Below are 25,820 nucleotides of genomic sequence, written 5' to 3'. Positions count from 1 at the left end.
CAGTATCTATCTAGGTTTACAGCACTTTTTACACACACTTTTTGTCCTATAACTCCAAAAAGGCCGAACCACCTTGATTTCCTTCATGGAGCGTTTAGAAAACTCCATAAAATCAGCAAAATCGGCAAGCATTTTTGTTAATATCGCTAAATTTATAATATTCTGTATGGACAATCACATAAAAAAAACACCCGTGAAACCTTTTTTAAAGATTCACAGGTGTCAAAAACATATTAACTTACTTACTGTAACTTACTAGTTGTAAGTTACTTATTGTTTTACATATCGGCAGCGTCAATCCACGTCTGAAGTTCCTCTTCAGCAGCTTCAATATCTTCGTCAAAAGCGCCACAGAGGCTTGGATAACGACCTACTTCAAGCGTGTACACAATGGCTTCATCACGAGCATTGCGAAATGTACCGAGCCAAATACCGGAGAATTGTGTTTCATACCACTCTACGGGCTGATCGGTTTCCGTAAAATTAATGGTAATGTTACCACGCCCCAGCGTTTCCATGACTTCAACTTGTTCTTCCATGGTAAGACCCGTTTTTTCAATATAGATTGTATGAGTCTCCCCCGTTTCACGAAGTCGTTTTAACGCCAATTGCAATTCTCTTAAAATGGCCTGCACATTGCCATAATTTTCTATCATTTCTTACATACCTCAATTCCCCAAGCGTTTAGTTGCCGAATAACACGCTGTATCACGTCCGGCAAGGCCGCCTGTACAATTTCAGAAGGCTCAAAACCTACTTCAAGACTGGCCGGCTCTACGCCTATAACCATAGCATCTTCCAGGGGATCTTCTTGCAACGCACGAATGCGCAAAATATCCTGCATGCCCACTTCGTGAACCGAAATATTCCCGGTGAAGTAGTTTTCTGTTTCCTGATGGGGAAACTCATAAATTGTACCGGGCTTTTCACCACCGTTAACAGCATCCACCAAGAGCAGTTTTTTCATGCCTCGCATATAGCTGAGGAGCTCCATCCCCATGGTGCCGCCGTCAATTATATTTACGGCCGGGCTAAATTCGTACTCTTTTTCTAATTGATGTACGACATGTACGCCCAACCCTTCATCGGTAAGCAAAATATTACCTACGCCCAACACGGTAATACTATTCTCGTTTACCATATAAATCCTCAATATCTTCCGGATCCTGCGGATAGAATTTCATCCCCGATACCATACTGGATACTTCCCCGGATTCTTCCATTACGTCTTCGCGGAAAGCCAAGTATACATGGGCCACCGTGAACAACAAGAAGAACCAAGCAATATAATGATGAATGATATGGATCTGATATTCATTGAACAGTAAATTAATCGGATTAAATACAATGGCCAGCCAGCTTTCCGGACGAATCTGCGAATACATAGCCAGACCCGTGCAGATTTCGAAGAACATCATAATATACACAATTAAATAACTGGTACGTGCTAAGGAGTTACGAAGCACACGGTGTTCTTCCTGACGTGGCAACATCAAATAGTGTAACGTGGTTTGTTTTAAACCGTCCCAATATAAGCGTTTACGGAACTTAGGTAATAAACGGTCACCGCGATAGCGAATAGCCCCATAAATGCGGAATATAAAGGCAAAAATGAGGATAAATGCAAATCCGAAATGAACGCGTCGAATCATTTCCATGGAAAACCAGCTGTTAATAGCTTCTGCCGGTTCTTTTCCTACGAACATGCTGAAACCGGGAGCACCAATATAGAGACCGGTCCAGAACAGGAACGTAACGCAAAGCACCATGGTCCAGTGAAAAATACGCAACCACAGACTAAATACACGATACGGCTTTTTTTCCGGTTGTTCTAACATATGAATCCCCCCTATTATTTGCACAAAGCATCCGTATTAACAGAGACGATTTTTTCACCTTTCTTATTGTACAAGTGGGTTGCACAAGCAAGGCAAGGGTCAAACGAGTGAATCCCTTTCAAAATTTCGAGCGGTTTATCCGCAATTTTAACGTGCGTATCAATCATGTTAGATTCGTAAGCACCATGTTCATTGGCCATTGTCTTAGGACATGCATTCCAAGTGGATGGTACGATACACTGATAGTTGTCGATTTTTGCATCTTTAATAACGCTCCAGTGACCGAGGGCACCACGAGGCGCATCAAGAACACCAACGCCTTTGGCTTCTTTTGGCCAAGAGTTAGGATCGAATTTGCTCATATCGGCTACTACTTCGTCGCCGCCTTTAATATTGGCTACGAGTTTATTGAACATGTATTGGCTCATATTAACCGCAACCTGTGCATCGAGGGCACGACAAGCGGTACGGCCTACCGTACTACACATCCATACATGAGCCGGAACGCCCAATACGGAAGAAACGGTATCAATTTGTTTTACAATCATCTGTTCTGCCCAAGATGGGTTACTGATGATGCCTTGTTTAACTTTCGTATACACTACGATATATTTTGCCAATGGACCCACTTCGCAGGCTTTGCCTTTAAATGTTGGGGATTTAATCCACGAATATTTCTTAGTTTCATCGAGGAATTCCCAATGTTCCTTAGTACCTGTCTTAGGACCGGTATAGTTAGGTTTGGTAATCCCTTCAGACGGATGGGCTGTCTTAGTACCGTTTGGATATTCATACCAAGAGTGTTCAACTTCTTCTGATAAGAAGTCAGGATTCATCAAATCAGGACCATCCATTGGGATAAATTTAGCTTTATCTACGCCGAGGCCGAAATCTTCAACTACACCGTTGGCACGGACTAAGATTTTTTTGAAATAATCGCCGTTGGAAATACCGCTGTATGGTTCATCCGGATAGTCACCGTAAGCCATGGCGCGTTTCTTGGATAAACCGCCGCCATCAACCATACCCGCTTTGGCGTAAATCTGACCGATAGCCAACACGTCAGGTACATAGAAGTAATTTACCAAATCCTTAGCCAACGAAATGGATTCATCAACTGTTGCGAGGCGCGCCGCATTAACCGGTGCATTCATGTCATCCATGGAGATGGAGCAAGGCATACCGCCGATACAGAAATGCGGATGTGGGTTTTTACCGCCAAATACAACATGCGGTGTTACAATATCACGCTGACGGTCCAAAATATTGAGGTAATGAGCTACGCCCATCAAATGAACTTCCGGCGGCAATAATTGATAATCAGGATGATCCCACCACTGAGCGGCAAAAATACCCAATTGACCGCTGTCTACGATCTTTTTAACTTTCGCTTGAATAGCGGCATAGTAAGTTGCATTGCCTTTAGGGAATTCTTTCGGATACGCCGATGAAGTACTTTGTGTTTCAGCCGGTTCTAAACCGCTCAAGTTGTAGTTTTTAAGCACGGTTTCCTGAAGGGCTGCTGTTTGCGCCGGATTGGCTTTTAACGCTTCGATTGGACTAACCCAGTCGAGAGCATGCAAATGATAAAAGTGAACGATATGGTCATGCGCATCTAAACAACTATGCATGATGTTACGAATATAGTTCGCATTTTTAGGAATTTGAATGCCTAAAGCATCTTCGACGGAACGCAAGGATGCAATGGCATGCGTAGATGTACAAACACCGCAAATACGCTGCACAAAAGCCCACACATCACGAGGATCGCGACCTTTAGCTACCAATTCAATACCACGCCAAGCAGTACCACTGGACAACGCGTCTTCTACCTTACCGGTTGCTTCATCTACATTCACCTCAACCCGCAAATGACCTTCAATACGAGTAATCGGATCAACTACTACACGTTTCATTAGTGGTTACCTCCTTCGTTATTCGTCTGCTCAGACGCTGCTTTTTTTGCTTCCTGTTCAGCTATCATTTTCTTTTCCAGCTGAATTGTATCATATTTATGTTTAGCCAACGTTACACCACCATGAGCTACAACGGCACCGAAAGCGGTAAGACCGGCAATAGTACCGATGGTATCAGCGGTGGTAACGGTATTGGCCACTTGTACTTGCGGCAAGCGTTGTGTGAAAACACCGTTATCCCAGAAGCCTTTTTCACTGCAACCGATACAGCCCGAACCGGACTGAATCGGATAGGATAAACCATTCCACCAACGTAAGTTACCGCAGGAGTTATATGTTACCGGACCACGGCAACCCATTTTATAAAGACACCAACCGGCTTTAGCCCCTTCATCATCGTATTTTTCAACAAAAAGTCCGGAGTCAAAGAACGGACGACGATAGCATGTATCGTGAATGCGGTTGCCATAGAATTGTTTTGGACGACCTTCCACATCGAGAGGCGGAATTTCACCAAACAAGGCATAGTGCATGATAACGCCGGTCATAACTTCAGGAATCGGTGGACAACCCGGTACTTTAATGATTTTCTTACCCGATACTACTTCGGAAACCGATACAGTATTGGTAGGGTTAGGGTTCGCTGCTTGAACACCGCCCCAAGCGGCACAGGAACCGTATTCAATGATAAAAGCGGCGCCGGCGGCACATTCTTTAAGCACGTCAACGAACGGACGTCCGCCAACCATACAGTATGTACCGTTATCGTCAAGCGGTACACCGCCTTCAACGGCTAATACATACTGCCCTTTTTTATCGTTTAATAATTTATGTAGGTGAGCTTCAAAAGGAGCACCTGCCGCTGCAGATAAGGTATCATCGTATTCCAACGCAATCATGTTTAATACCACATCGGAAGCGAATGGTGACGTAGAACGGATGAAGGATTCATCACATCCCGTACATTCATGGCCATGTAACCAAATTACGGTTGGTAATTCTTTTGTATCGGCCGCTTCCACCACTTTATTTAAAAAGGTCGGTGGCATGCCTAAAATGGCGGTCAAAGCCACACATGTTTTCATAAATGTGCGGCGGCTGAGTTTACGTTCCTGGAATAATTTCCACAGACTGTTTGTCTTCTCTTTCACAGGTGGACCCCCCTCGCTTGCAATAACTTTACTGTCCTTTGGAAAATATCTAAATTTTTATATTAATTATTATAGTAAGTATATCATGTTGTATTCAGATTTTCTATAGAATATTACATGAAATTGCTGTATTACAGGCAAAACTTAACTATAACTTAATACACATTATTTAATAATAGAACGAATTAAGCCTTCTACAACAGCTGCCGTTTTGTAACCTGCAATGCGATCTTTTTCTTTGCCGTTTTTGAAGCAAATAAGGGTAGGAATACCTTGGATTTCATATTTCAAGGCAACATCTTTTAGGGCTTCCACATCAATGGTAACTACTTCAATGTCATCTTTCATGTCTTCAGCTAATGTTTCCATTTCGGGATTCATTAATTCACAAGGTTTGCACCAAGTGGCCCAAAAATCGGCAACTACCACTTTAGATGATTCTTTTACTACTTTTTCCAATGCTTCTAAGCTTTCAATTTTTGTAACAGACATTACAATCCCTCCTTAATACCTAATCCTCTTAGTATTGTTTTATTATACGTATGTGGTGACAATGTTTAGTCAAAAAATGTATTATATTTTTCTACATTCTAGTTTTAATTATACTCATCTGCCAATCAATTTTGGACTAAAATAAAACCGCCCCGAAGAGCGGTTTTAAGCAAGCAATCAATAAGCCGAGTTCTGTTCTGTTTGCACAGCGGTGATTATCTTTCTAGGCCTATAATTGCTTATAGGCTCAAGCGGCACAACCCGAAAGGTAGGCGGGCCACCCTTATCCCTTCCCTATTCGGCCTTGCTCCGGATGGGGTTTACCGAGCCAATATATTACTATATTGCTGGTGCGCTCTTACCGACACCGTTCCACCCTTACCGCATAAGCGGCGGTTTACTTTTCTGTGGCACTATTCCCTATGGTCACCCACGCCGGACGTTATCCGGCATCCTGCCCTATGGAGCTCGGACTTTCCTCGAACTTACGCTCGCAATCACCTTTCATACTTGCTACTTAAAGTCTAGCAGATACAGCGAAGTAGGTCAATTATCTTTTTCTCAATAATTGTATGAACTAACAGCACATCTAAAGGTATCGAATAAGCTTATAACCATCTAATTGAGATTGACCTTCAACACTGTTTATGCCAGATATCCCACTCTAATCAAATTAGCATAGTTTGTTACTTAAAAAATCTATTTACCTAAAAAACTATCTAATCAATATTTATTTAAGCCTAATTTATTTTAGCCTAATTCGTTTACGCGAAGAAAAAATCTTCATGTACATCACTGATAACAACCGGCACGTCAGTCATTTTTTGTTCTTGTAATTGGATACCGATATGAGCAGCCAATAAAGCAGCCGCACCAATTTCAGTACCAAAATGACCAACATCAGCAACCAAGATGCCCAGTTCTTTGGCAAGTTGCATATCGTGATACTTCACGTCACCCGTTACATAGGCTTGTGCCCCCATTTTAGCAGCCACTTTAATAAATTCGGCGCCACTGCCTGTGCAAAGGGCCACTTTAGTAATAGCGTCCACTTTAGCCCCGCCAAAACGCGCTCGTCCCCGTGGGAAACAAGCTTTAATGAGTTCTATAAAGCCTTCCGTGTCTAACGTATCAGCTAATTCACCGATGCGGCCGATGGTCGCTTCTTCACTCGGTGTCACCAATTGATGCACTTCATAGGCCGGCACTTCATAAGGGTGCGCGGCTTTCAGTGCTTCGATAACGGCACTTACCAAAATCTGCGGCACAATAGCTTCAAGGCGATTTTCTTGCACCGTAGTTGCTTCCCCTACTTCGCCGATATATGGATTAGCTCCGTCCAACGGCTTAAAGGTTCCGGTGCCTTCCGTATAAAAAGCACAATGACTGTAGTTGCCAATTTGACCGGCTCCCGCATCACCCATGGCTTGCATTACCGCATCACGGTGAGTAGCCGGTACAAAGGTAATAATTTTGCAAAAACCTTGTTCGTGAACAGTCTCAAGTCCTTTCACATTACCTAAGCCGATTTGTGCCGCCGCCAAGTCATTCAAGCCACCCGGTGCGATGTCTAAATTCGTATGGGCACTGTATACGGCGATTTTCTTGGAGATTAATTCAATAACCAAACGGCCCAAGGCAGACTCATCGGTAATCTGTTTCATCCCCTTAAAAATAACCGGATGATGGCTCACAATCAGGTTGCAACCTTTCGCTTCTGCTTCGGCAACCACTTCAGGCGTCACGTCAAGGGTTGTCAAAACACCCTTGACTTCCATGTTGCGTTCGCCTACCAAAAGGCCTACATTATCCCAATCTTCTTTTAAATGCTTTGGTGCCAATTTTTCTACGATTTTGGCGATATCCTGCACTGTTGCCATAGTTGCCTCCTTTATTTTATAAAAGTTGTTATTCATTTTCATTAGCCGATTCATTAGTCGATTCATTAATCGATTGATTGGCCCATTTGTCTGGACTCATCTAGCAAATCAGCTTATATTAATTCTTTTAACTCTTTAACTTCAGCTGCTAACGCTTGATATTTTTCCGTATGCGCCATAGCATCCGTCATACCTGCCAAGGCCGATTCACGAATATGAAGTAAATGCGCCATGTGATCTTGCCACAAAGGCGGCTTTTCGCGTTGAACCAGCGCTCCTATCAGCCACAATAGGGATGTATCCGGCAGAGCGTCATAAGGGTCTTTTGCATCAATTGTTGCTTGTGTAACCGGTCCATCAGCCGTAACATAGACCGATTCTCGGCCTTTTTTAAGGGTTAAGAATGCTTGGTAATGTTTACCCATGTCCGTCATAATCACTTCGCGCACAATGCGATAGCCCTGTTGCACCATATACTGCCGCAGTTCCGCTTGGCCATTCTGCGGTTGGAGTACATAAAAGTCCAATAATTCCGGACCTGCTTCAATAATGTCTCTCATTAAAAAACCACCCATACCGCAAATGACAGCGCCCTGTAATTCGCCTTTTTTTACCACTTGCAAACCATTGCCCAAACGACAATTGATAAATTGGGCCACGTCCGTTGACGCCACATAGGCTTTGGCCGATGCTAAGGGGCCTTTATTTACATCACCGGCAATCGCTTTGTCAGCACGTCCGCGTCGCACCAATTCTACCGCCAAATAACCGTGATCGGTACCGATATCGGCAATGACTTCAGCCTTGGGAATCAAGGTAAACACCGCTTCTAACCTATCGGTCATCTTTTTCATTGTCACACTCACATTCCTCGCAATCTTTCTATAAATCTATTGTAATATGCTTTCTATATAATAATATAAACAAACTCCGTGCTTAGTAATTATATTTATTTCTATTATTATTGTATCATAAAACATCCTTTTTATAAGTTGAATACTTGATATAGCAGGAGTTTTTCATGTCACTGTCGAAAGAAGCAACAAGTAAGCTGTTTAGTGTTAAATATATTAATTGTAAACGGAGGTATGGTATGTGGAAAAAAATTCTTATTTCATCCGGTCTTCTGGCCTGTCTTAGTTGTCCCCAATTTACAAGCGACGCCTATACTGTTCTAATGCACCAAACAGATGTGAATATGAACCTCACCTACCCGCTGGTTTATCTGTACAATGAAGCAGCGCAAACTAAAGTTAACACTGAAATTGCCATTTATGTGGATAAAATGCGCGACCTCTATTACAAAGAAAAAATGTACACGGTTAATTTAAACTACGAAACCACCTATGAAGATGATGATTATATATCGCTTATCATCACAAGCGGTTGGTATAACGGTCAAAGTGCGCACGGCTACTACACATCGCAAGGTCTCGTTTTTGACAAGCATACAGGAAATCTCATCCCGGCCACCAACTATGTCCATCTCAAAGACGATGAGCAATTGTATAAATTAGTTATGGAAGGTATGCTGCCGGTTTTCAGCTCTCGCGAACATCAATTGCAGTACAATGAATTCCAAATTCTCGATAAAAAAAATCCGATTCGTAACAATAACTATGTTTTGCTCGGCGAGGGCAAAATCGCTATGCTCTATCAGCCGTATGAAATCTCTTATTACGCTAACGGCGTGACAAGGATTGTGTTTACACCGGAAAAGATTGAGTATATTAATCGGTTGAACTCGTAAGATAAATCTACTAATCATCATTGTCGGTACCGAATCCAATACGCGTCATTTTTCAGGAGCTGCCGTAAAAGCGACCCGTAATAATACAAAGTTGTGCGATAATGAAGGATCTTATTCTGCCTTTATTTAAACAGGAAGTTTTTGCTGTAACAGAGAGAACACTGGAGAGAATTGATGCGATTATATATTTTTTATTATGTGCCATTGAAGTTAAGGAATGATATTGTGAAAAAGTTTATTTTAGGGGTTATGTTAATTGGTTTGTTGTTCTTTCCTGTTTCTACAACTCATGCTGTTACTTTAAATGACCTCACTATAGGGAATTATACAGTAATTGAAAAAGATGAGATCATGACAACCTACGCCGATAACAATATAGAAGTAATAAACGGATTAACAGAAACACCAGAAATTAAAATGAAGCTATATGTTATCTCGACATCACATCGCAGTTATGCAGTATCTGAACTACTGTGCCATTATTACTATGACTTAAATACTAAAAAAATTATATTAGCTACAGAGCAGATATATTTGATTAATGGCAGAAATGGTAAAGTAGTCAGTAAAACAATTTATAAGAATCCTAAAAAAGTGGTGCTGGGGCCGGAATATCCAGCCTATCCAGAAGCAATGTATGCTCTTAAGTTAGCCATAGAAACCGGCCAGGTTAATTTAGTCTTATAGCACAAGAACCTCATTATAACTACAAAAAACCGCTTGTATCATCAATTTGATACAAGCGGTTTTTCTTTCAAATCATGGTGGGCCCACCTGGGTTCGAACCAGGGACCGACCGGTTATGAGCCGGTTGCTCTACCCCTGAGCTATAGGCCCATAGGGGAATACTGCAGTATTCCACCAAAATATTATACACAATAAGTGTGATTCACGTCAATATAACGCCGAAAATCTACACTTAAAGTGTAATTCACATCAATACACCAGCGATAGTCAACGTTAATCTCAAATTTTCAGAGTGCGTCACTACCAATGTTTAATCTTATAAGAAGTCTTTGATCTTATCGCGTTTGCCACGATTACGAAGTTTCGTCAAGGCTTTACCTTCAATCTGACGAATACGTTCACGGGTAACGCTGAAGTGCTGACCTACTTCTTCCAAGGTACGAGGTTTGCCGTCTTTCAAACCGAAACGCAATACCAAGACTTGCTGTTCACGATCGGTTAAGCAAGAGAATACATCTTCGATTTGTTCTTTAAGTAAGATGTAGCTGGCTGCATCATCCGGTGCAATAGCATCCTGATCTTCGATGAAATCGCCCAAATGGGAGTCTTCTTCTTCCCCGATTGGCGTTTCCAAAGAAACCGGTTCCTGTGCGATTTTCTGGATCTCACGAACACGTTCTACACTGATGCCCATACCTTCCGCAATTTCTTCAGGCAATGGTTCGCGACCTTTATCCTGCAAGAGTTGACGGGAAATACGAATCAATTTATTAATTGTTTCTACCATATGTACCGGAATACGAATGGTACGTGCCTGGTCGGCGATGGCACGGGTAATGGCCTGGCGAATCCACCATGTTGCATAAGTGGAGAATTTATAACCTTTCGTATAGTCGAATTTATCAACCGCTTTAATGAGGCCCAAGTTACCTTCCTGAATTAGATCCAAGAACAACATGCCGCGACCTACGTAACGTTTAGCGATACTAACTACCAAACGCAAGTTGGCGTCAATCAATTTCTGTTTCGCTCTTTCGCCGGCTTTCATTTCTTTATACGACGCATCATCCTTGGCACCCGCTTCAATCTGCTGAGCCAAAAGAATTTCTTCGTCAGCGGACAACAAAGGTACGCGACCGATTTCTTTTAAGTACATGCGAACAGGATCGTCAATGTTAACGCCTTCCGGAATACTAAGGTCAAGGCTTACTTCTTTCGCTTCGCGAACTTCGTCGCTTTCTTCTTCATCTTCGATGATGTCATCTTCTTCAGCTGCCACTTCAGCATCATCGGTGATAACGTCTATATTACTTTTCTGTAATACTTCATACATATCGTCTAACTGCTCAGCCGTAAGTTCTACTTCTTCGTGAAGAGCATCCGTAATTTCTTTACTCGTTAATGCCCCTGCCTTACGACCTTTTGCCAGTAATTGTTCTATTATTTCTTCTAACCGTGATTTAGTTTGCTTCTTAGCCACAATGCTCTTCCTTTCTTTCATAGTTTATCGAGACCATTCCTTAATCAATTTTTGTAATTCCTGGCAAATACGTAATTCCTCAATAAATTTAGGATTACCTGCCCGGTTCAGTTGATCTGCTAACACACTATGTTGTTTATACTGTTCTCGTAATGACTTCAAGCGCACTGCTCGTATATAGCCATCCACTTGTGCTTCCTTATACTCGCCTTCACCAAGCACCATTAAGCGACCATAAGCGGTCTTTTCATCGTCAGTAAGCATTTCTTCCAGCGCCACTGTCGAAAGCGCACCGGTCTTACTTAGAAGTTCTCCGGCTTTGTTAAACAAAGCACGGTACAAAGGATTGGTTATATCCTCCAACGGTAAATATTGATGGACCCGTTCCCAAGCCGCCGGCCAAACTACGGCCGCGGCCAGTAATCGGTCTTCTTCGGTCGTCACATTTTCCGGCACAACCGCACTAGCCGTATCGGTTGGTAATTCTACCCCACCTTTGGCCAAGTATTGGCGAAACATGCGAAAAATCTGACTATTATCCAACCACAATGGCAATGCCAGTGCTTTCAGATAATTTTCGCGCTCTATCTGACTGCTTGTAGCACCTATGAGGGGAAACACTTCTTCTAAAATAGCCTGTTTGCCGGCCATCGTATTACTGTCGTGCCGAATCATGGCACTGTTCAAGTAAAAATCAAATGGCCGCACGGCCTCATCTACGAGTTTTAAGAATGCTTCCGGCCCATGGTTGCGCACATAATCATCCGGATCTTTGCCGTCCGGCATAGCTACCACGCGCACTTTAAATTCCGTATCTTGTAAAAGCTCAATAGCCCTGCGCGCTGCTTGTTGCCCGGCTCCGTCCATATCATAGGCCAATACGACTTCATCAGCTTGACGCACTAATAAGCGCCCGTGATCTTTGGTATAAGCCGTGCCTAAAGAGGCCACTACATTGGTAACCCCTCGATTATGAGCACTTATAACATCCATATACCCTTCTACTAAAATGACCTGTTTTTTCTCCCGAATAGTTCGGTATGCTTTGTCAAAAGCAAAGAGCATATGGCCTTTATTGAATAATTCATATTCCGGTGAGTTTAAATATTTAGGCTTGCTGTCATCCAGCACACGGCCACCGAACGCAACCACACGCCCTTTTCCGTCCATAATGGGAAACATTACACGATTACGAAAATAATCATACGTTTTACCATTACTTTTACGGCAAAGACCGGTTTCAATTAATATGCGTTCATCTATGCCTCGCTCTCTGAATGAGCGATATAGTTTGTCCCAATTGTCGGGCGCAAAGCCAAGCTGGAATTTTTCAATGGTGTCTTTAGTGAGACCCCGTTTCTCCAAATAAGCAAGCCCTGCTTTACCCATTTCAGTCTGCGTCAGGCAATTATGAAAAAATGTAGCCGCCAAGGCATTCACCTTGTACAAACTTTCCCTGTGTGCCTGCCGATGTAATTCTTCTTTGGTTAAATCGCGCTGAGGTAACGCAATGCCCGCACGATTCGCCAACCTTTCCAAGGCTTCGGGGAATGACAGTCCATCATATTTCATTAAAAAGCCAATCGCATTGCCTGATTCGTGACATCCGAAACAATAAAAAAAGCCCTTTTCTGGGTTTACACTGAATGAAGGCGTTTTCTCATTATGAAAGGGACAACAGCCCCAGTAATTCCTCCCCTTCTTCTTCAATGTCATATGCTCAGAAATCACTGACACAATGTCATTTGCATCTTTTATCTGTTCAATCAGTTCAGCATCGAAGTGTCTACTCATTTCCTCACATCCCTTAATAAACTTCACTGTATATATATTTCTACAAAAGATAATGTTTTTCCTTCTATGTCAAGAAGATTTTTTTAAATATATTCATTTTTTATCTGCAAAATTTTTATGCAATTTATGCAATTGCTTTTAGGGTATGAAATAAGCCATTATAATTTATTTTGTTCACAAGGACTATTATTATACTTCTTTTCTCAATTAAAAACAAGACGAAAAAAAGACTATAATTGTCCACTCCCTCGTGACGTCCGCCAAAGGGAGTGGTAATTATAGTCTTTTGGTTATTAATCTTTTATAAAGAGTCCGTTTCCGTTCTCTTTAATTATTTAGCGTAATCAACAACGCGGGTTTCACGAATGATAACGACTTTAATCTGACCCGGATATTCCAATTCAGACTCAATACGTTTAACCATTTCGCGTACCAATAAGGTTGCTTCCGCTTCGTCAATCTTTTCAGGTTTAACCATAACGCGAATTTCGCGACCCGCTTGAATTGCGAAACATTTTTCAACGCCATCAAAGGACTCGGCAATTTCCTCTAACTTAGTCAAACGTTTCAAGTAGTTTTCAAGGGTTTCGCGACGTGCGCCCGGACGAGCCGCCGAAATAGCGTCAGCAGCTGCCACCAATACGGCTTCAACCGATTTGAATTCTTCATCCCCATGATGAGCACCGATACAGTTCTGTACCAATACACTTTCATGGTATTTCTTAGCTACATCCACACCAATCTGTACGTGGGAGCCTTCCATATCGTGGTCAAGCGCTTTCCCTAAGTCATGGAGTAAACCACCGCGTTTAGCAAGGGTTACGTCACAACCTAATTCGGCTGCCATCATGCCGGCCAAATGAGCCACTTCAACGGAGTGTTTCAATACATTTTGACCGTAGCTGGTACGATATTTTAAGCGACCTAAAATACGGATAATTTCAGGATGTAAGCCATGTACATCGGCTTCAAAAGTTGCCTGTTCCCCCGCATCTTTAATAACTTGGTCAACCTCTTTACGAGCTTTACCAACCATTTCTTCGATGCGAGCCGGATGAATACGGCCGTCAACAATCAATTTCTCAAGGGCAATACGCGCTACCTCACGGCGAATCGGGTCAAAGCCGGAGAGAATAACTGCTTCAGGGGTATCATCAATGATAAGATCTATACCTGTTAAGGTTTCTAGGGCACGAATGTTTCGGCCTTCACGACCGATAATTCGCCCTTTCATTTCATCATTTGGAAGAGCTACTACCGATACGGTAGACTCTGCAACATGATCCGCAGCACAACGTTGAATTGCGGATGCAATAATTTCTCGGGCGTTCTTTTCAGCCTCTTCCTTGGCTTGTTGCTCTAAATCTTTAACAAGAACCGCCGTTTCGTGACGAATTTCTTGTTCTACATTGGAAAGTAAAATTCCTTTCGCTTCCTCAAATGTCATGCCGGAAATACGTTCTAATTCCGCCATTTGTTGGTCGTACAGAGCTTCTGTACGTTCTTTTAAAGTTTTTGTTTCTTGTTCTTTACGATGCAACGCATCTTCTTTTTTCTCTAAGGATTCCAATTTACCGTCGAGATGTTCTTCTTTCTGAAGAATACGTCGTTCTAAACGTTGTAATTCATTGCGTCGATCTCGGTTTTCTTTATCCGCTTCACTGCGAAGTTTATGAATTTCTTCCTTAGCTTCTACTAAGGCTTCTTTTTTCTTAGACTCAGCCAATCGCTCAGCATCAGCTACAATACGAGCCGCTTCAGTTTCAGCACGGTTAAGCTTCCCTTCAGCGATGTTCTTACGCATCATATAGCCTACACCAAGACCGATAAGCACCATTACAACGGCAATAATACTATACTCTAAAATAATGTTCACCTCCTCATATAAAAGTAAGAAGCGCTTTCGTCTTCTCCTAAATTGCCGTCTGTTTCATACATATTTGAAATTTGCCCACTACTGTGAGACTACTATAATTGTAGTCTGTCATCAATCCCCTGTCAAGGTAAACTCTATATAGACTACTCATAGCGAGCAACCCGGTCACAGATATTCCGGATTGTTCCGGCGCTAAAACCACGGTTTTTCAAATAGTTAAAAACTTTCTTGTATTCAACGCGGGCCTCCAGAGGCCAAGTGTTATCAAACCACTCGGCCTCTGCTGCCGCATCAACACCGATAAAATGACGAACCACCAACTTAAGGGCCGGCTCAGTTTCATCATACTGCGAAAGTTCATTCCCAATTGGCAAGCCTCGTTGATAAAGCTTATTACGAATGAACTGAACACTGTATTTAGCTTCACTTATGTATAATTGTAATGCATCATGAGCTAAACGTTCGTCGTTGATGTAATCAAGGTCTTCCAGACGCTCCAATACTTGATGTATTAAATCGGCCGGCACGCCTTTACGCTGAAGTTTTTGCGTCAGCTCCAAGCGGCTCAGGAAGCGAGGCGCCAAAAAGCGCATCGCCTGGTCTATGGCCGTTGTAAGCGTATATTCTTTGGTCAAAGCCATCGAATTATTCTTCCGTCGTTTCTTCGCCGACTACATCAAAAGTTTCCGGTTCCGCCATCAAAGTATCACGAATGATAGTATCGATTTCATGAGCGATTTCCGGATTAGAACGTAAGTATTCTTTAGCCGCTTCCTTACCTTGGCCCATACGTTCATCATTGTAAGAGTACCAAGCACCGGATTTTTTAATAATTTCCATGTTGGTACCGATATCAATTAAAGTACCTTCATAGGAAACGCCACTGCCATACATCAAATCAAATTCAGCAGTTTTAAATGGCGGTGCCACTTTATTCTTAACAACTTTTACTTTAGTTCGGTTACCTACGTTTTCATTATTTTGTTTAATAACTTCCCCTTTACGCACATCGAGGCGAATGGTGGAATAGAATTTTAAGGCACGGCCACCGGTCGTTGTTTCCGGATTACCGAACATAACGCCAACTTTTTCACGCAACTGGTTGATAAAAATTACAACCGTACGAGATTTGCTGATAATACCTGTTAATTTACGAAGCGCTTTACTCATTAAACGAGCCTGCAAACCTACGTGAGCATCGCCCATTTCACCTTCGATTTCGGCTTTCGGTACCAACGCTGCTACGGAGTCGACAACGATGATATCAACAGCACCACTGCGAACGAGGGACTCTGTAATTTCAAGAGCCTGTTCACCATTATCCGGCTGAGATACTAATAAGTTATTAATATCGACACCCAAATGACGGGCATATACAGGATCGAGCGCATGTTCCGCATCAATAAAGGCCGCAATGCCGCCACCCTTTTGTGCTTCTGCAATAGCATGCAAAGCTACGGTTGTTTTACCGGAGGATTCAGGGCCATAAATTTCAATAACACGGCCGCGGGGAAAACCACCTACACCTACAGCAAGGTCAATAGCCAAACAGCCGGTGGAAATAACTTCAATATTCATGCGGTCCGTAATATCGCCAAGGCGCATAATAGCACCTTTACCATAATCTTTCTCGATTTTCTTCAACGCATTGTCTAAGGCTTGTTCTCTACCTTCCATGATATAATCCTTTCTTTGTCATATCATACATGACTTAATAAATATATTAATCTTTAAAATTGATAAGCATACTTTTGCAACAAGCCTTCCGCTCACAACGTAAACGTAGAACTTCTAAAAGTATAAGTAACACCTTATCGTTTACCGGTTATAGCCTGATACAAGAGATATAAGGCTCGTTCCGCCGTACTCTGACGAATACTTTCACGGTCACCGATAAAATCATTGCGATAGGCTACCGTACCGTTAGGCCCGGAAACCCCGATATATACAAGGCCTACCGGTTTTGTTGCCGTTCCGCCGCCCGGTCCGGCAATACCGGTCGTAGATACGCCATACGTTGTCCCTAACAGTTTACGCGTACCTTCCGCCATGGACTTGGCCACTTCTTCACTGACAGCGCCATAAGTATCCAATTCTTCTTGCGGCACGCCGAGTACTTTGTGTTTTACTTCATTGGAGTAGGAAATGACTCCGCCCTGTACATAAGCACTGCTGCCCGGCATTTCAGTGAGCTTTTTCCCCACCAAGCCACCTGTACAGGATTCGGCGGTAGCCACCGTAGCTTCAGCCTCCAATAAGGCATCCGTTACCAGTTCCAGCATGGATTTTTCTAAACGGCGCCCTAAGGAATCGCCGAGGCGTTCCCGCAAGATAGCATCCCATGGAGCCAATAAAGCTTCCGCCTCTTCCGGCGTCATAGCTTTTGCCGTAATCCGTAATTCGATATAGCCGTTTTTAATTAAAAAAGCAATGGTCGGATTCTGCTGTGCTTTGACTAAATCCATGAGAGCTGATTCCAACTCCAGTTCGCGCATACCATACACCGCATAGCGATGAGATTGAACAACACCTTGACCGCCAAAATGTTCCATCAAATACGGGCGCACCGATTCATCAAATACGGCTTTCATTTCTGCCGGCGGTCCCGGCAAAAGTATATACGTCGTGCCTTCAGCTTGAACGGCTACGCCGGGCGCTACGCCGCAACTATTCATGAGCGCTTGGCTGCCAACGGGCAACATCATTTCCCGACGGCTCGGATCCGGCATTTCCCGCCCTTTGTTGGCAAAAAAGGCTTTTACCATGCGTTCTGCATCAGCATTGAGCTCCAATTCAAGACCAATGGCTTTTGCCAAGGATGGACGGGTAATATCCCCCTGAGTCGGTCCCAAACCACCGGTACAAACCACTAAATCGGCACGGCTGCCGGCCAATTTAAAACAGTCTTCCATTCGCGTCGGATTATCGCCAATTGTGCTTTGAAACGCTACGGTATAACCGAGCTTATTGAGCTCACGCGCCAACCACGCCACATTGGTATTAATGGTATCACCTAATAACAATTCTGAACCTGTTGAAATCAATTCTACTATCATCATTTGCCTCAATTCTCCCATTCGGGATTACGGATACCGATTTCTTTGTTACTTCAAATTCCGTCAGTTCGCCTGAAAGCGCGTTACTTCTTGGGAATTACTTCTTGGGAATTACTTCTCAGAAATTACTTAGTGCGCACTTCGGCTACCACGTCATAAGCAAAGCCTTGGGCCACTGTAACCGGCACGATTTGCCCCACTTCAAGGCCTGCCACATCTTCAATGTACATATTGCCGTCTACATCAGGCGCCTGCGTTTCCAAGCGGCCTTTAGCCAATAAATGACCATGTTCGTCTTCGCTGATTTCTTCGATAATCGCTTCGTGCTCCGTGCCTTCTAAGTCACGGTTATTTTCCTCTGAAATGGCCGCCTGAATGGCCATCAACGCATGATAACGTTCTTCCTTGACCTCTTCCGGAACTTGGTCATTCATAGCGCCTGCCGGTGTACCGTCTTCCTGAGAGTAAGTAAATACGCCCATATTATCGAAGCAAACGTCTTTGACAAATTCGCAAAGTTCTTCAAACTGTTCGTCCGTTTCACCGGGGAAACCTACAATAAGGGATGTACGAAGCGTTACGTGACTCGCTTTGCTGCGAACTTTTTGCAATAAATTCACAATATCCGCTTTACGGTCTTTACGATTCATGCGACGCAAAATATCGTCATTAATATGTTGCAACGGCAAGTCGATATAATTACAAATCTTAGGTTCCGCTACAATAAGATCCAAAAGCTCATCGGTGAAATATTTAGGATATAAGTACAATAAACGGTACCACTCTATACCTTCCACTTTTACGAGGGCTTTTAAGAGTTCCGCCAACATCGGTTTACCATTGTTAAGATCGGAGCCGTAACTCGTTGTATCCTGAGCAATGAGATTAATTTCTTTAACGCCCATAGCGGCTAAACGCTCCACCTCTTCTACGATGGATTCAATTGTACGGCTGCGGTAAGCACCACGTACTTTTGGAATAATACAGAAAGTACAACCATTGTCACAACCTTCGGCAATTTTTACATAGGCACTGTACGTCGGTGTAGTCTGCATACGCGGCATGCGTTCATTATAAATATTGGTAATCGAGTCCATAATGCAGATACGTTTGCCATCATCAATCGCTTCGATAGCTTCCATGATACGATTCCATGAACCGGTACCGATGAGGGCGTCGATTTCAGGAATTTCCGCAAATAGCTCTTCCTGATACTGCTGACTTAAACAACCGGCCACAATCAAGCCGCGACAAGCGCCGAATTGCTTATATTCACTCATTTCTAAAATCGTATTAATCGATTCTTGTTTAGCTTTTTCAATAAACGTACAGGTATTAACGATGATAATTTCTGCTTCATCCAAGGTTTCCGTGATTTCATAGCCGTTATCCTTGAGGGCCCCCAGCATAATCTCCGTATCCACCAGGTTTTTGGCACAGCCTAAACTCACATAGCCTAATTTTTTACTCATTGTATATCCTTTCTAAAGCGCACTTGGCTAATCCATTTATCCAACAATACTTTTTTGCCGTCTTCCGTGTAACCACCCTTGGTATCCCAAAGAACCAATTCACGGCCTAAAGAATCCACCGGATTTGGCAATTCCGGATTGGTGTACACATAATAAAAGCCATTGTCTTGCAAAAATTGCGACACTTGTTTTGACAATAACCATTTAATAACTTGGGTCGCCTCTTCTTCATGGGTTGTGCCTTTTAACATACCCACACCGGTCAAGTAATACGGTGTACCGTCAGCGGGGAAAATAATTTTCACCGGATATTTATGGTTCACATATTGCTGACCGTCAGAATAGTTACCGATACCCAAATCAGTTTCACCCAAGGCGGCCAAGCGAATCGGTGTCGATAAAAATTTCGCGTATTGCACCACATGCGGTTTTAATTCCACAAAATAATGCAAACCCTGTTCTTCCCCGTTCATTTCGACAAAGCTGTATAAAATATTCGCCGCACTGCGCGAAGCTACAAAGTCTGTCATAATGATGCGCCAATCGCCGGGAAGAATTAATGATTGCCAGGCCGTTACATAGCGGCCCATGCGATTATAAAAGGCATCGCTCTGGGCAAATACAACCGGGTCATACCAAATGCCGACCCAAAGGGCATCGTTATTTTTAAAACGATCGGATATTTCGTCTACCCCTTCGGTAAGGACCGGTTTTAATTGATTATATTTAACACCGATGTCTAAATTATCTCGGGTCGTGATGACCAAATCGCCCTTTTGATCGGATGCGGGCAAGGTCATACGCGTTGCCATCTGTTCTTCCGTAATCGGCAACATGGTGAGGCGTACATGGTACTGCATTTCATACTGTTGCGCCAACAAAGTGGTCAAGTTGGAAGGCAGGTCCGTATAAATCGTCAGCTCCGCTTTAACCGGAATGGCCGTACGCTCTTTTTCTTCAGTTTTTTCAAAATATGTTCCCGCTGCAAACATGCCGAGAACAAAGGCTATTAATAATGCGATAGGCCAAAATCGTTTCATGCTCATGCCCGCCTCCATTATGACACACTAAGGTCGTCTATTGCCAGCCAAACCACCTCGTTTTGACTGTTTACTTATACTGATTTTGCCACGGTCGTTCGACTTTGACCCCTGACTTCTGCCGGAGCCGGACCGACCACCTTGAGTCCGTCGATTTGGCGGCTGATTACCGGTCTGCTTTCTATGCTGATTACCGGCCTTATTACGTCCGATTGGACGAGGCGGAATTAAGCACAAAGGTCCGAAGCCGATTAAATCGGTACGCCCTGCCTTTACCAAGGCTTCGCGGACTAAGTCATAGTTATCGGGATTCTTATATTGCATAAGTGCCCGCTGCATCGCTTTGTCGCGCCCTTTTTTGGCCACATAGACGGCTTCGCCGGTGAGCGGATTAATACCCGTATAATACATGGCGGTGGATAAACTGCCCGGCGTAGGAATAAAGTCCTGCACCTGTTCCGGCGTCATCTTCTGATCCCGTAAAAACTCCGCCAGTTCAACGGCGTCAGCCAAGGTACAACCGGGATGAGAACTCATAAAGTAAGGAACTAAGAATTGTTTCTTACCTAATTGGCGATTAGCCGTTTCAAACCAATCTTTAAATTTGAGGAAAACGGTTTTGTCCGCTTTCCCCGTGATTTCCGTAACCGCTTCCGACACATGTTCCGGTGCCACTTTCAGCTGACCGCTTACATGATGTTCGCATAATTCTTTCACAAATTCGCGGTTATTATCTTCCAATACATAGTCATAGCGTAAACCGGAGCGCACAAAGACCTTCTTAACGCCTTTGAGCTTACGCAATTTACGCAATATTGCTAAATAATCATCATGACTGGTGTCGAGATTTTCACAGGCATGAGGGGCCGCACAGTTCTTACCGGGGCACGCACCTTTAGTTCCCTGTTTCTCACAAGCCGTGTGGCGGAAATTTGCCGTCGGACCACCTACGTCATGAATATAGCCCTTAAAATCAGGCATGGCTATCATACGTTCCGCTTCAGCGATGAGCGATTCATGACTACGGTTCTGAATAATGCGTCCCTGATGGCTCGTAATGGCACAGAAGGAGCAGCTGCCGAAACAGCCGCGATGGCTTACCAGACTAAACTGCACTTCCCTAAGTGCCGGCACGCCGCCCTTCGCATCATAACGAGGATGCCAACGCCGCGTGAACGGCAAACTGTATACTTCATCCATTTCAGCCTGCGTGAGCGGCAAAGCGGGACTGTTTTGAATCACATAACGGTCCCCGTGAAGCTGAGCCACGGTTTTGCCGATAAACGGATCTTGTTCATAATATTGAATGCGAAAAGCTTCAGCAAATTGCTTCTTATCTTCTTTCACTATTTCATAAGACGGACATTCCTTGATTTTTCCTTCCGGCAAAGTCTTTGACATGTAGCAAATCCCTTTAATGGTTGGCAATTGCTCGATCAGACGATTTTCATCCAAGGCTTTCGCCAATTCTAAAATCTGTTTTTCACCCATACCGTAGATGAGTACGTCTGCTTTACTATCAACCAAGAGCGAACGGCGCACCGTATCGGACCAGTAATCATAATGGGCAAAACGGCGCAAACTCGCTTCAATCCCACCGATGATTACGGGCACATCACGGAATGCTTCACGCATGCGGTTCGCATATACCAGTGTCGCCCGATCCGGCCGATGACCGCTTTCACCGCCCGGTGAATAATCATCATTGTGGCGGAATTTTTTAGCCGCCGTAAATTTATTAAGCATAGAATCAAGATTACCGGCTGTTACCAACGAAGCCAATCGAGGTTTGCCCAGCACTTTAAAGGCATTTACATCTTGCCAGTCGGGCTGTGCAATGAGCCCCACCCGATAACCGTGGTGCTCCAACAGTCGGCCAATCACACTACCGGCAAAAGAGGGGTGATCCACATAGGCATCACCGGTAATCAACACGAAATCGAGTTCAGCCCAACCGCGTGCTTCCATCTCCGCCCGTTCCGTAATTAAAAAGTCGCTCACTACACATATCTCCTTAATTTATACTGTATTTACACAAAAAATAACCAGCCTAAAAATACAACTATACAAATAACAATAACAGATACGGCTAATCGCTCCTGAGCCAACGTCTTCTGACGACGTTGCTGCCGTGACGTATAGCTCAAGCGCTTGGAATGAGGTACTACAATGTCCACTTCCCGTTCAACATCTTCATGATGAACAAGTTTACGCGGTTTTACTCGCCGCAAAGGTACGCCCAAGGGCTCACCGATTAAACTTTTATAACGATCAATCATGCGATGTCGTTCAAGGCCCATTAAATCCGCATAATTGCCGATAAAGCCTTTTACATACACATCACCGGGGATAATCTTATAATTGTCCTCTTCAATCGCTTCCAAATACGCGGAGCGGATGTGTAAAGCCTGTTCAATATCTTTAATAGTCAGACCTCGCCGTGTACGTTCTCGACGTAATTCTTCGCCTATCGTTGACAAGTTCGGCCTCCTTTAAATTCTAACATCATTTTAACTTTCTAATTCTACCAATGCTTCTAGTTTTTAACTCATAAAATCCTATGAGAAATAACGCGTTTTCACTTCTTCCGGTGTCATTAAAATATCGCGCGGTTTACTGCCGTTAGCAGGCCCGATGATTTTCATTTCTTCCATCGTATCCACTAAGCGAGCCGCCCTGGAATAACCGATTCGGAAGCGACGTTGCAACATGGACGTAGAAGCCTGACCTTCACTCATAACGCGCTCAATCGCCCGTTCTAAGAGTTCATCCCGCTCTTCCGCCGGCGCGGCCGCTTCTTCCGAAGTGCCTTGTTCCGTTTCTTCCGTTATGGATTCGTCATAATCAGGTCGTCCCTGCTGTTTAACAAAGGCCACCAATTCTTCCACTTCTTCATCGGAAATGAAGGCCCCTTGAATACGAATCGGCTTGCTAGCCCCGATTGGATTAAAGAGCATATCCCCTTTACCGAGGAGTTTTTCAGCCCCTGCCATATCCAGAATGGTACGGGAGTCGATTTGCGTTGCCACGGCAAAGGAAATACGACTCGGTACATTGGCTTTAATGGTACCGGTAATAACGTTAACCGATGGACGCTGCGTTGCCAATACCATATGGATGCCGGCAGCACGCGCTTTAGCGGCCAAACGGTTAATGGATTCTTCCACATCCGGTGCCACCAACATAAGGTCTGCCAATTCGTCGATAATAATCAAAATAAGCGGCATAGCCGATTCCGGATATTGTTCATTATAACCGCTGATATTACGCACCCCGGACGTAGCCATGGTGAGATAACGGGCTTCCATTTCGCGAACGGCCCAACGTAACACGGCAGCCGCTTTTTTCATATCCGTTACAACCGGTACTTTTAAATGAGGAATACCGTTATAAACAGATAATTCTACCATCTTCGGATCCACTAAGATTAACTGTACTTCGCTCGGTTTACGACTGAACAAAATACTGGAAATCAGCGTATTTACGCACACAGACTTACCGGAACCGGTAGAACCGGCCACGAGTAAATGCGGCATTTTAGCAAGGTCGGTAATAACCGCTTCGCCTGCAATGTCTTTGCCGAGACCTACTGGAATACCACCCCGTGCTTTTTGGAATTTCTCAGATTCCAATACGTCCCGCAAATGAACGGCCGAGGTATTTTTATTCGGTACTTCGATACCCACTGCCGATTTTCCCGGAATTGGTGCTTCAATACGAATATCAATAGCCGCCAATGCCATCTTAAGGTCATCGGTAAGGTTCAAAATCTTGCTTACTTTAGTGCCCGGCGCCGGTTCCAATTCATAGCGGGTTACCGTTGGTCCCTGTGTAGCATTTACTACATGGGCTATTACGCCGAAGCTTTTTAATGTTTCTTCCAATACCGTTACATTATGAGTAACTTCTTGACTGGTCACCTGATTAGGCTGGCCTTTGGCAAGCATCGCCAATGGCGGAAAATGATACGGTAATTCAATGCGGCGCGGTTTCGGTTTACCGTCAACAGTAACGGCCACCGCCGCCGTATCTTCTTCCGTACCTTTTAACGTCGGTACGGGGTGCATATTAGAGGTAGCCAACGTGTCGGCCGCTACCGGAATTACGTCCGTCTCAGATTCTGTATTATTAATTGTACTTGCATCAGCAGCTACGGCCTCCGTTTCAACTGAATCGGTTGCTACCGTACCGGAAGCGTCATCACCGTCAGTTGCTACACCAACGGTAGCCGGATTAGCCTCCATAGGCATAGCCGTATCGGCAGCAACTGCCGTGCTTGTAGCCCCACTCGTTATTGTCGTAGTCGGCGTTGTGCCGGCGCCACGACCGCGTAAAAACGGCGGCACTTCCAATTCATCATCTTCGTCATTTGAAGCAGGCTCATTATAATTAGTAGCTGCGGTAGTATTGCTTGTCTCAGAAGCAACAGTGGCATAGAATTCAGCCGCTTCGGCTTGGGCCGCATCAATACGTTCAGCCTGGGCTTTAGTAAGATCTACTTGTTCTCCCATTGCCACAAGGTTAGCCTTCGCCTCAGCCTCCGCTGCCACCCGCTGTTCTTCGGCCGCTATACGGGCCGCTTCTTCCTGCGCTTTAGCCTTAGCTTCAGCCGATACTTGTGCTGCATTGGTCAGTACTTCTACGGCCGCACTCGGTGAAAAACGCGTATCTTTTTCTTGATTATAAATGCGGCGTTTTTCAGTTTGTTCTTCTTTCCAATCCGCATAGCGTTCTTTCGCATGCTGCACGGTTTCTTCCGTAAGCACGCGCGCTTTTTCCAAACCTACATCGGTTTTAGCCTTTGCCTTATGAAGACCGGTACGCAAGGAAATCTGATAAATCAATAGGATTAAACCTAATTCCACAACGATAGTCACCAGGATGGCCCCCACATTGCCAAGCAAACTGCGTAGCAGGCTGGCTATCATACCACCTAAAACGCCGCCTTGAGCAGCAACTTTAGTGGTCATTAATTCTTCCCCATTGCCGGCCATAAGAAGGGTTACGAGCGTAATGGCAAACAAGTATACCAAACTCAACAAAAGCCCCCGACGGGTGATTGAAAACCCTTTGTCGGCATACAAAATACGCCAGCCCACATAACCTACATAGAGGCAAGGGATCAAACCGCCAATACCGAAACCGTATTTAAAAATACCGGCTATTATATCAACTACCGTACCGGATGTAATGTTAAATATCCCCAGCAAAGCTACCACAGCAAAGAGCATGGTAAAAAGGCCTCGCACTTCTTTACGAATTTTAGGGGCCTTATCGCTTTTATTCGTTTTAACAGTCCGCGAGGAAGTGGTCGTCTTGCGCTTTGTTGCCGTTTTACGCGGCGCCGCCTTCGCTCGCTCCTTCTTTTGTTCCGCCATAATCTATCTA

The 25,820-nt window shown here is 44.0% G+C and carries 21 protein-coding genes, 1 tRNA gene and 1 other RNA gene; 2 read left to right on the top strand and 21 right to left on the bottom strand.

What is annotated here, in order from left to right:
- Positions 1-278 precede the first annotated feature (278 nt).
- From MXE28_RS01695 to MXE28_RS01655, 9 genes are all read right to left on the bottom strand, one after another.
- On the bottom strand, positions 279-656 hold the full coding sequence (locus tag MXE28_RS01695; RefSeq protein ID WP_156704625.1) for a hydrogenase expression/formation C-terminal domain-containing protein: 378 nt from the start codon (positions 654-656) through the stop codon (positions 279-281).
- Positions 653-1,141 (bottom strand): HyaD/HybD family hydrogenase maturation endopeptidase, encoded by a 489-nt coding sequence (locus MXE28_RS01690; RefSeq protein WP_156704627.1) that lies wholly within the window; start codon positions 1,139-1,141, stop codon positions 653-655. The genes MXE28_RS01695 and MXE28_RS01690 overlap by 4 nt, the downstream gene beginning before the upstream one ends.
- Positions 1,125-1,838: a Ni/Fe-hydrogenase, b-type cytochrome subunit gene (gene cybH, locus MXE28_RS01685; protein ID WP_247239740.1), complete on the bottom strand. Its 714-nt coding sequence runs from the start codon at positions 1,836-1,838 to the stop codon at positions 1,125-1,127. Before cybH ends, MXE28_RS01690 begins: the two co-directional genes overlap by 17 nt.
- A gap of 14 nt (positions 1,839-1,852) precedes the next feature.
- Positions 1,853-3,754 (bottom strand): nickel-dependent hydrogenase large subunit, encoded by a 1,902-nt coding sequence (locus tag MXE28_RS01680; RefSeq protein WP_021841642.1) that lies wholly within the window; start codon positions 3,752-3,754, stop codon positions 1,853-1,855.
- Entirely contained in the window at positions 3,754-4,905 is a 1,152-nt protein-coding gene (locus MXE28_RS01675) for a hydrogenase small subunit (RefSeq protein ID WP_021841643.1), read from the bottom strand. The genes MXE28_RS01680 and MXE28_RS01675 overlap by 1 nt, the downstream gene beginning before the upstream one ends.
- Positions 4,906-5,070: 165 nt before the next feature.
- Complete coding sequence (gene trxA / locus MXE28_RS01670; RefSeq protein ID WP_021841644.1) at positions 5,071-5,397, bottom strand: thioredoxin; 327 nt, start codon at positions 5,395-5,397, stop codon at positions 5,071-5,073.
- Between the two features lie 165 nt (positions 5,398-5,562).
- Positions 5,563-5,911, bottom strand: an RNA gene (rnpB, locus tag MXE28_RS01665) — RNase P RNA component class A.
- 250 nt (positions 5,912-6,161) lie between these two features.
- The gene (locus tag MXE28_RS01660; protein ID WP_021841645.1) at positions 6,162-7,277 is read right to left on the bottom strand and encodes a Nif3-like dinuclear metal center hexameric protein; all 1,116 of its coding nucleotides are present in this window, start codon (positions 7,275-7,277) and stop codon (positions 6,162-6,164) included.
- A gap of 113 nt (positions 7,278-7,390) precedes the next feature.
- Entirely contained in the window at positions 7,391-8,137 is a 747-nt protein-coding gene (locus tag MXE28_RS01655) for a class I SAM-dependent methyltransferase (protein ID WP_247239739.1), read from the bottom strand.
- 233 nt (positions 8,138-8,370) lie between these two features.
- Here MXE28_RS01655 and MXE28_RS01650 point away from each other — a divergent pair, with 233 nt between their 5' ends.
- Positions 8,371-9,027 carry a hypothetical protein gene (locus MXE28_RS01650; protein ID WP_247239738.1) on the top strand — a complete coding sequence of 219 codons (657 nt, stop codon included), beginning with the start codon at positions 8,371-8,373 and terminating at the stop codon, positions 9,025-9,027.
- Between the two features lie 225 nt (positions 9,028-9,252).
- Positions 9,253-9,714: a hypothetical protein gene (locus tag MXE28_RS01645; RefSeq protein ID WP_156704633.1), complete on the top strand. Its 462-nt coding sequence runs from the start codon at positions 9,253-9,255 to the stop codon at positions 9,712-9,714.
- Between the two features lie 75 nt (positions 9,715-9,789).
- Here MXE28_RS01645 and MXE28_RS01640 read toward each other — a convergent pair.
- The 12 genes from MXE28_RS01640 to MXE28_RS01585 form a co-directional block, all read right to left on the bottom strand.
- A tRNA-Ile gene (locus tag MXE28_RS01640) sits at positions 9,790-9,864 on the bottom strand.
- A 166-nt stretch (positions 9,865-10,030) separates the two neighbouring features.
- The gene (gene rpoD / locus MXE28_RS01635) at positions 10,031-11,194 is read right to left on the bottom strand and encodes an RNA polymerase sigma factor RpoD (RefSeq protein ID WP_021841649.1); all 1,164 of its coding nucleotides are present in this window, start codon (positions 11,192-11,194) and stop codon (positions 10,031-10,033) included.
- Between the two features lie 24 nt (positions 11,195-11,218).
- Complete coding sequence (dnaG, locus tag MXE28_RS01630; RefSeq protein WP_021841650.1) at positions 11,219-12,988, bottom strand: DNA primase; 1,770 nt, start codon at positions 12,986-12,988, stop codon at positions 11,219-11,221.
- Between the two features lie 331 nt (positions 12,989-13,319).
- A complete protein-coding gene (gene rny, locus MXE28_RS01625) occupies positions 13,320-14,864 on the bottom strand; it encodes a ribonuclease Y (RefSeq protein WP_277600405.1) in 1,545 nt (514 codons plus the stop codon).
- A gap of 143 nt (positions 14,865-15,007) precedes the next feature.
- Positions 15,008-15,505 carry a regulatory protein RecX gene (locus tag MXE28_RS01620; protein ID WP_021841653.1) on the bottom strand — a complete coding sequence of 166 codons (498 nt, stop codon included), beginning with the start codon at positions 15,503-15,505 and terminating at the stop codon, positions 15,008-15,010.
- Between the two features lie 4 nt (positions 15,506-15,509).
- Positions 15,510-16,541, bottom strand: coding sequence for a recombinase RecA (recA, locus tag MXE28_RS01615; protein WP_021841654.1), 1,032 nt, complete (start codon positions 16,539-16,541; stop codon positions 15,510-15,512).
- Positions 16,542-16,675: 134 nt separating this feature from the next.
- Positions 16,676-17,920 carry a competence/damage-inducible protein A gene (locus tag MXE28_RS01610; RefSeq protein WP_021841655.1) on the bottom strand — a complete coding sequence of 415 codons (1,245 nt, stop codon included), beginning with the start codon at positions 17,918-17,920 and terminating at the stop codon, positions 16,676-16,678.
- Between the two features lie 125 nt (positions 17,921-18,045).
- Positions 18,046-19,392 (bottom strand): 30S ribosomal protein S12 methylthiotransferase RimO, encoded by a 1,347-nt coding sequence (gene rimO, locus MXE28_RS01605; RefSeq protein ID WP_247239737.1) that lies wholly within the window; start codon positions 19,390-19,392, stop codon positions 18,046-18,048.
- Positions 19,389-20,432, bottom strand: a complete 1,044-nt coding sequence (locus tag MXE28_RS01600) for an extracellular solute-binding protein (protein WP_247239736.1) — start codon at positions 20,430-20,432, stop codon at positions 19,389-19,391. Before MXE28_RS01600 ends, rimO begins: the two co-directional genes overlap by 4 nt.
- A gap of 27 nt (positions 20,433-20,459) precedes the next feature.
- Positions 20,460-22,433, bottom strand: coding sequence for a YgiQ family radical SAM protein (locus MXE28_RS01595; protein ID WP_247239735.1), 1,974 nt, complete (start codon positions 22,431-22,433; stop codon positions 20,460-20,462).
- A gap of 29 nt (positions 22,434-22,462) precedes the next feature.
- Complete coding sequence (locus MXE28_RS01590; protein WP_021841659.1) at positions 22,463-22,912, bottom strand: helix-turn-helix domain-containing protein; 450 nt, start codon at positions 22,910-22,912, stop codon at positions 22,463-22,465.
- A 78-nt stretch (positions 22,913-22,990) separates the two neighbouring features.
- Positions 22,991-25,810 carry a DNA translocase FtsK gene (locus MXE28_RS01585; protein ID WP_226973989.1) on the bottom strand — a complete coding sequence of 940 codons (2,820 nt, stop codon included), beginning with the start codon at positions 25,808-25,810 and terminating at the stop codon, positions 22,991-22,993.
- Positions 25,811-25,820: the final 10 nt, after the last annotated feature.

Origin of the sequence: Veillonella sp. KGMB01456 (assembly GCF_023051165.1) — a bacterium.
Taxonomy (GTDB): Bacteria; Bacillota; Negativicutes; order Veillonellales; family Veillonellaceae; genus Veillonella_A.
Note: the sequence above shows the minus strand (reverse complement) of the source record. Positions and strands in the feature narration are given on the sequence as shown.

Bases quoted from the DNA above. Each gene is read 5' to 3' on its own strand.
- MXE28_RS01680 (WP_021841642.1), bottom strand. From the start codon at position 3,754: ATGAAACGTGTAGTAGTTGATCCGATTACTCGTATTGAAGGTCATTTG.
- dnaG (WP_021841650.1), bottom strand. From the start codon at position 12,988: ATGAGTAGACACTTCGATGCTGAACTGATTGAACAGATAAAAGATGCA.
- trxA (WP_021841644.1), bottom strand. From the start codon at position 5,397: ATGTCTGTTACAAAAATTGAAAGCTTAGAAGCATTGGAAAAAGTAGTA.
- MXE28_RS01660 (WP_021841645.1), bottom strand. From the start codon at position 7,277: ATGGCAACAGTGCAGGATATCGCCAAAATCGTAGAAAAATTGGCACCA.
- MXE28_RS01610 (WP_021841655.1), bottom strand. From the start codon at position 17,920: ATGATAGTAGAATTGATTTCAACAGGTTCAGAATTGTTATTAGGTGAT.
- MXE28_RS01690 (WP_156704627.1), bottom strand. From the start codon at position 1,141: ATGGTAAACGAGAATAGTATTACCGTGTTGGGCGTAGGTAATATTTTG.
- MXE28_RS01600 (WP_247239736.1), bottom strand. From the start codon at position 20,432: ATGAAACGATTTTGGCCTATCGCATTATTAATAGCCTTTGTTCTCGGC.
- cybH (WP_247239740.1), bottom strand. From the start codon at position 1,838: ATGTTAGAACAACCGGAAAAAAAGCCGTATCGTGTATTTAGTCTGTGG.
- rimO (WP_247239737.1), bottom strand. From the start codon at position 19,392: ATGAGTAAAAAATTAGGCTATGTGAGTTTAGGCTGTGCCAAAAACCTG.
- MXE28_RS01695 (WP_156704625.1), bottom strand. From the start codon at position 656: ATGATAGAAAATTATGGCAATGTGCAGGCCATTTTAAGAGAATTGCAA.
- recA (WP_021841654.1), bottom strand. From the start codon at position 16,541: ATGGAAGGTAGAGAACAAGCCTTAGACAATGCGTTGAAGAAAATCGAG.
- MXE28_RS01585 (WP_226973989.1), bottom strand. From the start codon at position 25,810: ATGGCGGAACAAAAGAAGGAGCGAGCGAAGGCGGCGCCGCGTAAAACG.
- MXE28_RS01650 (WP_247239738.1), top strand. From the start codon at position 8,371: ATGTGGAAAAAAATTCTTATTTCATCCGGTCTTCTGGCCTGTCTTAGT.
- MXE28_RS01620 (WP_021841653.1), bottom strand. From the start codon at position 15,505: ATGGCTTTGACCAAAGAATATACGCTTACAACGGCCATAGACCAGGCG.